This window comes from Bacillus sp. B1-b2 (genome assembly GCF_009183415.1).
GTDB lineage: Bacteria > Bacillota > Bacilli > Bacillales > Cytobacillaceae > Niallia.
Map to the genome: position 1 here is coordinate 203,515 of NZ_WEHU01000007.1, position 10,832 is coordinate 214,346.

At 30.3% G+C, this 10,832-nt stretch carries 10 protein-coding genes; 7 read left to right on the forward strand and 3 right to left on the reverse strand.

Annotated features, from left to right (window positions below; all coding sequences use genetic code 11):
- Positions 1–225: 225 nt before the first annotated feature.
- Positions 226–951, reverse strand: a complete 726-nt coding sequence (locus F9279_RS09275; RefSeq protein WP_016205111.1) for a YwmB family TATA-box binding protein — start codon at positions 949–951, stop codon at positions 226–228.
- Between the two features lie 230 nt (positions 952–1,181).
- Between F9279_RS09275 and F9279_RS09280 the strand changes: the two genes are divergently transcribed.
- The 3 genes from F9279_RS09280 to F9279_RS09290 all read left to right on the forward strand — a co-directional run bounded on the left by F9279_RS09280 (position 1,182) and on the right by F9279_RS09290 (position 5,385).
- Entirely contained in the window at positions 1,182–1,550 is a 369-nt protein-coding gene (locus F9279_RS09280; RefSeq protein WP_016205110.1) for an ArsR/SmtB family transcription factor, read from the forward strand.
- Positions 1,543–3,672, forward strand: a complete 2,130-nt coding sequence (locus tag F9279_RS09285) for a heavy metal translocating P-type ATPase (protein ID WP_152112369.1) — start codon at positions 1,543–1,545, stop codon at positions 3,670–3,672. Before F9279_RS09280 ends, F9279_RS09285 begins: the two co-directional genes overlap by 8 nt.
- 1,038 nt (positions 3,673–4,710) lie before the next feature.
- A complete protein-coding gene (locus F9279_RS09290) occupies positions 4,711–5,385 on the forward strand; it encodes an SOS response-associated peptidase (protein WP_016205108.1) in 675 nt (224 codons plus the stop codon).
- A 250-nt stretch (positions 5,386–5,635) separates the two neighbouring features.
- On the opposite strand, the gene F9279_RS09295 is transcribed toward F9279_RS09290, so the two are convergent.
- Positions 5,636–6,559, reverse strand: a complete 924-nt coding sequence (locus F9279_RS09295; protein WP_152112370.1) for an AAA family ATPase — start codon at positions 6,557–6,559, stop codon at positions 5,636–5,638.
- 29 nt (positions 6,560–6,588) lie between these two features.
- Entirely contained in the window at positions 6,589–8,163 is a 1,575-nt protein-coding gene (locus F9279_RS09300) for a Spaf_1101 family AAA-like ATPase (protein WP_152112371.1), read from the reverse strand.
- A gap of 405 nt (positions 8,164–8,568) precedes the next feature.
- On the opposite strand from F9279_RS09300, the gene F9279_RS09305 reads away from it, so the two are divergent.
- The 4 genes from F9279_RS09305 to F9279_RS25145 all read left to right on the forward strand — a co-directional run bounded on the left by F9279_RS09305 (position 8,569) and on the right by F9279_RS25145 (position 10,554).
- Positions 8,569–8,991, forward strand: a complete 423-nt coding sequence (locus tag F9279_RS09305; RefSeq protein ID WP_016205248.1) for a hypothetical protein — start codon at positions 8,569–8,571, stop codon at positions 8,989–8,991.
- 343 nt (positions 8,992–9,334) lie between these two features.
- Positions 9,335–9,865, forward strand: a complete 531-nt coding sequence (locus F9279_RS09310; RefSeq protein WP_152112372.1) for a hypothetical protein — start codon at positions 9,335–9,337, stop codon at positions 9,863–9,865.
- Positions 9,865–10,281 (forward strand): hypothetical protein, encoded by a 417-nt coding sequence (locus tag F9279_RS09315; RefSeq protein ID WP_047943160.1) that lies wholly within the window; start codon positions 9,865–9,867, stop codon positions 10,279–10,281. Before F9279_RS09310 ends, F9279_RS09315 begins: the two co-directional genes overlap by 1 nt.
- A 105-nt stretch (positions 10,282–10,386) precedes the next feature.
- Positions 10,387–10,554 carry a hypothetical protein gene (locus F9279_RS25145; protein WP_193224520.1) on the forward strand — a complete coding sequence of 56 codons (168 nt, stop codon included), beginning with the start codon at positions 10,387–10,389 and terminating at the stop codon, positions 10,552–10,554.
- Positions 10,555–10,832 lie beyond the last annotated feature (278 nt).

A 10,832-nucleotide genomic window follows, 5' to 3' on the forward strand; every position in this document is an offset into this window, starting at 1 on the left:
TGGCCTTTAGCCATGGATTATACAGAAGCGGATGTTGTAGTAAAGATTCTACTAAGGATGCAGCGAAAGTAGTAAGTGATTGTTGTCTCCGAAGTCTGAAGAAAAGGCTAGCTCATAAGTGATACAGGGCCAGCTTTAACCGTTATTTTAAATGCATTATGTTACTACGAATGAAAAGTAAAACTGTAAAACGAGATGTCTAATAACGACATCTCGTTTTTTGTGTTAATACTCTGACGTAATAATAGGGGTACCAATCGTTACTTTTACCTGATCCGCCGATTCATTAGTCAATCTGTATGCGATATGAAGGTTCATATATTGATTATCACCAAGAGGAAGTTTAGTTTCCAAACGTTTTGTATATGCAGATAGCGAAATAAAATTATCTTCATTAAGACTTTGTAATTCTTCTCCCGAAAAACTAACCAATAATTCGGATGCTTCTGTATACAAAGGTTGTTCTATATCTGTAGTTCCTTGAACCGTATAAAATGTAGAATAGTTCTCTATTTTTTGTTTATACATATTGAAAATTCTTGGCCATTTGCTTTCATTCCAATCACCTTTTACATCATAAGTAATACTTAAATTATATTTACCTTTTTGAGAATAAATAATGATTAAGATTTTCTCTTCCATTTCTAAATTGGAAGACTTTTTATTCCCTTCAATTTTATAATGATCTTTCTCAGCTTGTTTTTTAGACCAAGTATAATCTTTTTCCGTTCTCATGAAAGTGGAAATTGCTTGATCAAGATCTCTCATTTTAGTAAATTGTCCAATTGGTTCTTTTATATACATACTCCATGTAGTTACCTTTATATTGTTTTTATTAGCTATTTTTGTAATCTGACTTAACTCATTATCTGCATAAAAAGCTTTAGTTTCCTTGGTTGTAATAGTTACTAGTAGTAAAAGACATAATAAAATTAATATGGATTTTTTCATTTTTTTCAACTCCCCTTATAAAAAAGAATAGCCAACTAAAAGACAATTTATACTAGATTACTATTTTTAAAATTGAATAGTTAGGATTATTATCCATTTATAAATATTTTGATTAGTTGGCTTCTCATTTTGTTTGTTCTTTATTCAAATATTGACTTGAATAAAAAGATGAGTAAGGGGTATACTATATTCAAATGTATATTTGAATGAACGAGTATAGGGGGAAAGAAATGATTAAAAAGGATATATGTGAAATTTATTGTTATGACGAAGAAAAAGTCAATCGAATACAAGGAGATTTGAACAAGGTTGATTTCTCTAGTTTGTCCCAATTGTTAAAATCCATTGCTGATGAAAATAGAGCAAAGATTACCTATGCCTTGTGCCAAGATGAAGAATTATGCGTTTGTGATGTGGCTAATATTATTGGTGCAAGCGTTGCTAATGCTTCTCATCATTTAAGAACTCTTCATAAGCAAGGTATTGTTAACTATAGGAAGGAAGGGAAATTAGCGTTTTACTCCTTAGGTAATGAACATATTCGGCAAATAATGATGATTGCTCTAACTAATATTAATGAGGTGAAAGTAAATGTCTGATCAGCAAGGAAAACTATCCGAACAAGAAATGAAAGCATATCGTGTTCAAGGATTCACTTGTACGAACTGTGCAGCCAAATTTGAAAACAATGTTAAAAATCTTTCTGGAGTACAGGATGCAAAAGTAAATTTTGGAGCATCTAAGGTTTATGTTCAAGGAAACACAACCATTGAAGAATTAGAAAAAGCCGGAGCTTTTGAGAATCTAAAAATTCGTGATGAAAAAGAACAACAAGTGGAACGAGAACCCTTTTGGAAACAAAAAGAAAACATTAAAGTGTATATTTCCGCCATATTACTAGTTATAAGTTGGTTTATAGGAGAGCAATTTGGAGAAGAACATATTCTTACGAATATTGGCTATGCAGCATCTATTGTTATTGGAGGATATTCTTTATTCTTAAAAGGGCTAAAAAATCTTGTTCGGCTAAATTTTGATATGAATACACTGATGACCATTGCGATAATAGGTGCTGCTATTATTGGTGAATGGGGTGAAGGCGCAACAGTTGTTATTTTATTTGCAATTAGTGAAGCATTAGAGCGCTATTCAATGGATAAAGCACGTCAATCTATTGAATCACTAATGGATATCGCTCCAAAAGAAGCGTTAATTCGTCGTGGAAATGAAGAGATGATAATTCATGTAAATGATATACAAGTTGGAGACATCATGATTGTTAAGCCTGGACAAAAACTAGCGATGGATGGGACAGTTGTCAAAGGAACATCTACACTGAATCAGGCAGCCATTACAGGTGAAAGTGTTCCTGTGACAAAAACTATTGACGATGAGGTTTTTGCAGGAACATTAAATGAAGAAGGACTACTTGAAGTAAGAGTAACGAAACGAGTAGAAGACACGACATTATCTAAAATTATTCACCTTGTTGAAGAAGCACAAGCTGAACGAGCACCTTCTCAAGCGTTTGTTGATAAATTTGCCAAATACTATACACCTGCAATTGTTATTCTGGCAGTTTTAATAGCAGTAATTCCTCCGTTGTTTGGTGGTGATTGGAGTGAATGGATTTATCAAGGTTTGGCTGTACTAGTTGTCGGTTGTCCTTGTGCATTAGTTGTTTCTACTCCTGTTTCCATCGTAACTGCTATAGGGAATGCTGCAAAAAATGGCGTTCTAATAAAAGGTGGAATTCATTTAGAAGAAACAGGACACTTAAAAGCAATTGCATTTGATAAAACAGGAACTTTAACTAAAGGTGTTCCAGCTGTTACGGATTTAGTTACTTTTAACGGAAATAAAGAACAATTATTAAAAGTTACAGCAGCTATTGAAAAAGGTTCACAGCATCCCCTTGCTTCCGCCATTTTAAGAAAAGCAGAAGAAACAGGATTGAATATAAATGAAGTGATTGTAGAAGATTTTCAATCCATTACAGGTAAGGGTGTAAAAGCAAGAGTTAGTAATGAAATGTACTATGTTGGAAGCCCTAACCTATTCCAAGAATTACATGGCAAGATTGAAAGTTCCACTGAAGAACATATTACCCGTATGCAAACTGAGGGTAAAACTGTTATGGTTCTAGGAACAAATCAAGAGATCCTTTCATTAATTGCTGTAGCTGATGAAATTAGAGAATCTTCCAGAGAAGTAATAGACAAGTTAAACAAATACGGAATTGAAACAGTTATGCTAACTGGTGATAATGAAAGGACTGCGTTAGCCATTGGAAAACAAGTTGGTGTTTCGGATATTAAAGCTGATTTGCTTCCAGAGGATAAACTAAATTATATTAAAGAACTTCGTGGCAAACATCAAAGTGTTGCAATGGTTGGAGACGGTGTAAACGATGCGCCAGCACTAGCAGCTTCAACAGTAGGTGTGGCTATGGGAGGTGCTGGAACTGATACAGCACTAGAAACAGCAGATATTGCTCTAATGTCTGATGATTTAAGTAAATTACCGTATACGATTAAATTAAGCCGCAAAGCTTTAACCATTATCAAGCAAAACATTACTTTCTCTTTGGCTATAAAATTATTAGCTTTAGTCTTAGTAATTCCTGGCTGGTTAACATTATGGATAGCCATATTTGCTGATATGGGAGCAACCCTTTTGGTAACATTAAATAGTTTAAGGTTATTAAAGGTAAAGAATTAATAACTTTATTAGGTGGCATTCCTGTTTTTAGCAGGAATGCCTTTTTTTAACAAGGAACAAATCAAAAATATAAGCAAGGGTAGATACAGAGAAGCCCTTTATCATCTTCAATAGAATAAAAAACAAATATCCTAGGTCAGTTTTCTAAAAATGATGTATATGTTAGAAAACAAAGGAATTTCATAAAATATTTTATGAAGTCCAAACGGGGTTGCATTCCAATAATAAATAATAAAGTACCTAGTGAATAAGTTTGTGAAAAATAACACTTAAACAATAGGGGGCGTTAGTTAATTAAAAATCAAACAACTTTATTATCAAATTCGAAGATAAGAATAATTATAGTGATACAAAATTAACAACTTTAAATAATCCATCCTACAATATATCGTAGGATGGTTCTTGTTTTTTATGTCAAAAAAACGTATTTATTATCTCTATACAATTGGAGAAAAAGAAAATGAAAAATTCATTGTCAAAATTATCATTTCAACCTCACTTTTCTTAATAAAATTAAGAAAAAAATAAAGGATGATAATTTTGCTAATAAAAAAATCTAAAAATAATAAACACTCTCTTGTTTACAAAACATCTACCTTTTATACTGAGAAGCATCTAGTTAAACTTACTTATATAAATAAAATCACCTTTAATGCTGCTAATGGAAAAAAAACAATTGAAGTTTTATGGTCAAATATAAAAGAACTGCCGTTATCAAAAAATATCTCATAGGTTATCAAATAGAAGACTGAAAGAAAAATTTAAAGTTATTTCAAAAAAGTCGGGTAGAAATTTTTAATTGCGTTTAGTTATTAAAAGGGAACAAGAAAAAAATATAAAGAGAAAAATAGTAGGGATAGTAGTTATATTTATAAACGCGCAGCCTGAAGGTAGCGCGTTATTTTTTTTAAGGCTGATTTCGTATTATTAATAATATAATAATAAGTAGTAGTAGTTATCGTACTTGACGATAAGTTACTACTCGTTTGTTTTCCGTATTCTACTTTGCTACACTTAACCTAAAAAGCAGGTGATAGCATGTGTGGTCGCTTTACTTTATTTACTGACTTTGGAACAATTATTGACCGCTTTAATATCGACTCAGCAATTGAAGAATCCCTTTATAATCCAAATTATAATGTAGCTCCCTCTCAATCCGTACTTTCTGTGATTAATGATGGGGAAAAGAATCGTCTTGGATATTTACGTTGGGGATTGATTCCTCCCTGGTCTAAAGATATGAAAATCGGTTATAAAATGATTAACGCTCGTTCAGAAACAATTGCCGAAAAACCAAGTTTTCGAAATGCCTATAAAAAGAAACGCTGTTTAATCCTTGCTGATTCGTTCTATGAATGGAAACGTACAGATGAACGTAAAATTCCTATGCGTATTAAACTGAAAAATGATCAACCATTTGGTATGGCTGGTTTATGGGAATCTTGGAAATCCCCAGAAGGAGAAATGATATATTCTTGTTCTGTAATTACCACTCAACCAAATAAGTTAATGACTGAAATACATGATAGAATGCCAGTAATATTAAAACCTGAAGATGAACAATTCTGGCTAAATCCAACAAATACAGATACTAACTCGTTAAGTAAATTACTTGTTCCCTTTGACTTTGAACAAATGGAAGCTTTTGAAGTTTCAAGTGATGTTAATTCTCCAAAAAACAATTCACCTAGCTTAATTCAGCAAATTTGTTGATGAATTAACCAATTAGTAAAAATATGTCGCCATACATAAATAAAGAAAGTTGCGAAGCTTTAACTATTTCACTATATATTTTTGCTGAATTATACCTAGGTCTACGAAAAAAGGTGAAGTCATTTTGTTTATTTTCCAAACGAATGCTAATTAATCTATTAAAGATGAATACGCTTTTTTCTTTGAAGTCAAATTAATAAATGAAACTTCCGCTCATCTCTTTAATATAAATTCTATCGTAAGATTTAAATTAGTTACCTAAACCTAATATTGTTTTATATGTCTCCATCTTGTGGAGAAAAGATTCTTCACCACCTTCAAGATATTGCAATATATGTTTAGTTATCTTGGCATTGCCATGATATCCTTGAGCTTCAACCCACCCTTTTCCATTATTTGAAGCTAGGACAATAACTTGCTCTGCACCTGCATTAGTTACTATGCTGGGGTTATGAGTAACTATAATTACTTGCCTTTTGTTTTTTATTTTTTTTAAACTTTCAACTAAATTTTTATATATATATTGGCTATCCAAATTATCTTCCGGCTGATCGATAAGAAGTGGTGTATTATCGTTGGTATGTAGGCCAAAATTAAAAATAAATGTGAGAATTGCAGCGACTTTTTGTCCAAGAGATAAAGTTTCAATTGGAAGTAATAAAACTCCTTGTGATTTAGTGGATTCTTTAGAATTAATATTAAAATAAATATCAAAATCATCTTTAGCAGCAAAATACTTTCTTAGACATGCATCAATATTATTTTGATTTATAAATAATCCTTTAATTATTTCTCTATAAATTGAGTTTAAATTTTGACCTGTAATTGCTTCGTAACCTTCATTTACATCGTATAAAGACTTGTTAGCATTACTTTTCATAACACTAGATAAGCTAACTATCGCTTCTAACTTACTGAATCTTTGCCAAAGTAGTAATTCAAGAAAATCTAAAAAATCAATTTTTTCTATGATTTGGTATAGATATCTTTCAACATCTCCCCAGGTTAATAACAAACCTTTTATATGACGTTCTCTATTTATATTAAATAGTAGCTCTTCTAAGAAATCATGTTGTGGTTTATTACCGTGACCATAGTATATTTGCAAAATTTTTTTATTATTTTCATTAAAGCTGCTTATTTTTTCTGATACTATCTTTTTTCGTTCATTCATAGAAATCTTTAAAGAAGGTATTTGTTCTTTTAAATATTTTCTGTATTCCTATTAGTATTTCGAAGCTCCATAAGAAAAGAATCTATTTCATCAAACCTTATACCGTCGAAAATAACCTCTTTTACAAAGTCACCAATCTCACCTTTTTCTATTCTATGTACAATATTATTTATAGAATAGCTTTGGCGAAAAACATTATTTAAGATATCATTCTTGAGATATCCAGTTACTGGTCCAATTTGCTCACCGCTAATCTTATATAAATCTATCCAGTGATCTGCTAAAATTAATTTATGCATATCATTTCTTTCTTCCTTAAATGCCTTTTCTAAGAAAAATTCAGAAGTATAATACTCCTTGTGGGGGTCTAGCTGTGAAATAAATTTTAGCATATAGTCATCGTTATTATAGGTAAACTCAATTTCTATAACTCTATGTTCTGCGAGAAACTTAAGCTGTTGCTGATTAGCAGATGTACGTGAAAAAATAGTATCTATTAAATTTAGTAATGTAGACTTTCCAGTACCTCTGCCACCAATAATACAATTCAAATCTTTTGAAAAATCTACATAGAAACCGTTATCACCAATACTTATATTCCCTAAAAAACCCTTATCAGAGGGTTTTACATGGATATTTTTAATGAATTTATCAGTTACTTGTGGTTTCTCAGTGTAAATAGAAAACTTATAATCAGTTAATGCTTTTCTAAAACTGTTGAAAGATAATTCGTTTATCTTAATCCATGTATTTCTTATACCTATATCTTCTAGATAGTGAGAATCACCTTCATATATTATACAGAAGTCTTCTTTTCTTTTGTTTGAGTATTGTAAAATTTTTTTTTCAAACAGGTTATCTATATTATTTAAACTTGTAAATCCTAAAAGATGACTAGTAGCAAAGAGTTCCTTTTTATATAAACCAGTACCTAAGAAATCAGAAGAGTTAATGTGGGCTATATAACCTATTCCACCAATCTTTTGAATTTTTTTAATAATAGTTAGGCTAGTATCTATTGTTCCATCTACAGTAGAGTAAATATGGTTATTTACTAACTTCTGTACTTCAGAAATGCTACTTTCATCAAATATTCCTACTACATGGTTTTTATCAGAACAGGATATTTCTAACCCTAACAGTAAGAAAATTGATTTCCGGTATGTTGCACTTGATTTTATTCTTGTTTTAAAATACTCATTTAAGGCAAATTTGAGTTTATCATATCCTCCGATTGTGTTGTGATCTGTAATCACAACTAATTGAATGTTTTCACTATATAATTTATGTGCAATTAACATGTAGGTTAGATACTCTTTAAAGTTTTCATAGGGTATGTTCTTTTCTTCAAGTAACTTATAGTATCCATTACCCTCAAAATTTCCTTTTGTTATTTGTTCTGAAAAAGTTTGTATTTGTTCCTTATTAAATAATAATTCCCTTTCGCATATCTCTAAGATATCTTCAACTTCTAATTCTTTATACGTTTTTCCTTTGGTGAGTTTATAATCATGGGAAGCAGGAGTATGTAAGTGTATTTCACATTTTTGCAATGTACCAAATTTAGTTTTATTTTTTTTAAATTCATTAACTAGTGTATTCAATGAATTGACCTCCTTGCTGGTATATTCAATTATAAAAAGTACTAATTATGGAGATCAACATTATAGAAGCCATTCCGAGTACTTTCTATAGCAAATGTCAATGCTCCTATAAAATATTATAATTTTTAAAACACTCTCATTTGTAATTAATGGTAATTATATCAATAATTTTCTTAGTAGAGAAATGTTTTTTATAATAAACCACCACTCAATTTCTTCTGACAAGTAGTAGTGTTAATCAATGTAATCCCCTGAAATTTGGAGCGGATGTTAGCGAATCTAAATATTTTTAAACTTCTTCTCATTTGTAATAGGTGAAACAAAGAATTCAGATTTTTGATATAATTACCAATATCCTAATTAGATAAGGAAAACTACTTAAATCAGAATTGGAGAAAGAACAATATGAAATTTTCAAAGATAGGTTGGTCTCTTGTTACAGCAGCTGCAACGATAATTATTGGCTATGGTGCAAAGAAGGGGAAAATTCCTTTTATTTCATCTAAGATAGTTGACCTATCTAAAGTTGCTTCTGATACAGTACTTAATGAAGAGAAATCGTTTGGTGGCCTTAAAGAGAGCACGCTCAATGAGATAGCAACAAATACTTATAAAGGTGTGAAAGCATTTATTGACGACAGTGAATTAGTGTTCAAGTTTAGATCTAATTCGAATAAAATGATTTTAGAGTCGAAATTTAAAATAGATGCTGCTGGAAAGTTAGTTATGACTTTTGTATCTGGAAATTATGGAAACCATCCTACAGCACCATTGTTTTTTAAAGATAATTTAGTTGAAGCAATGAATAAAGCCAATAGAACTTTGTAAAAGATTATAGATATGGAATTTATGACTGTGAAGTACCTTCAAGTATAAGATAGTATATTTCACTTTTTTGATAACTTCTGAAACTATTGAAAATAATAGGATAAAAAGTTAAACTTAAATCAGATTATTTTTCTATTTTGGATTTTTCTTTTACTTAGTAAATGTAGAGCCTTTGGGTTCAGTTTTAATAGCAGCTGTGCTATTAACTGTCCTGAAGGCTTTTTTTTATGAAAAAAGTAAATGACAAAAAAGAAAATTAATAGAAATGAAACAAAATACTAGGAGGGAAAGGTTTTGACGACGACTAAATTATTTGATTCTAATGTCTGTAGGAGGATTGCATATGTATAAAATCACATGCTTTTGTTCTCTAGAACCTACAAAGTTAGAAAGCTTATTAAAGGGTATAGGATTTTCAAGTAAAAAAGATGGATTGGAATGGTATTTTGAAGATATAGTTTTTCGTATTGAACCATTTAAAGGACATTCTAATCAAAGAGAAAAGGGATATAGAGTGTATTTTAATGGTAAAAATACTATGAGCTTTTCTTATATGTTTGACCTTTCATTAGGAACTTTAAATACTACAATTACCTGTATTGAGTATATGTTAAGGGAGGAAGGGAAAAACTCTAATGATTGGCTATCACTTTTAGATAATAGTCCCTCTATAATTACTATTGACACAAGGGGTTTCTATCAAAAAAACAGTATAAATATAATTGTTACTAATAATACTGTAGTGTTCCAATTGAGAAGTAAAAAGAATACAAGCTTAAAATTAATAAGCGGGTTAAAAAGGATCGAAGAATTGGTTGAATATATTATTCCAACCACTTACGATCTTTTTTCATTTGAGGAGGAATTAGCATAATGGTTGATTTTTATACTAGTAAACATTTCTATCAAATTCGTGAAAATATATTATTGATTGACGGAAAAATAGAAGAAAAGGGCAATATTTCTGTATATCATCTTATAAAAGATGAACCCGCTTTTATTAAAATATCTCAAAAAGGCAATATACCAAAAATAATAAAAACAGAAGATGTATTATTCGTTGATAATTCATCAGAAATTTATCATGGCCAAAAAACAATTAAGAAACATTTTCTCGTGTCGGTTCTACTTAAATTTAATGAGCAAGAAAGATATATAACTACAGATATTTTGGCTGCTAATGAGGACCATGCAAAGAGAATTATCAAGGTCAACTATAGTATGTTTCATATTTTAAATATAAATGTTAAGAATGTGAACATCGTTAGGTTATTCAATAACTTCCAATAAGGAAAAGGGAGAAACCACTACTATTATCAATAGTAGTGGTTTCTTAATGAAAATATTTAATGATGCTTCATTTAATATTGATAAGAAAAACGGAGGAAAAGTTTTATGAATAGATTTGAAGATTTAATTAAAATACTAAAAAAACGTGGATGGGATTATACAATGAAAAAAAATGGAAACATTAGATTTATTTTAGGGAATCAAGAAATTATATGCTTTAAAGTGGACGCAGAAGGTATTAAAAAAATCATACTTGATATTATAAACTGGTAAACTAAAAGGATTATATTAGAGGGCAGAAAATCCCTTTAGAACACTTATTATACATTTTAGATAAAGAATCTTCCTCTTTTAACAGAAGCGCAAATAACAGCTATTTTGTAAGTTTGAGAGTGTCTAGAACAAATACGATACAATATATATATATGGGTGTTTATGGCATCATAAAAATGTAGGGTATGGCATTAAATTTGTGCAATAGGGCCGTAGGCCCTGCACAAATTAAAAAACCACTTGTCAACATTCCAAAATACACATACACTTCCTGTTGG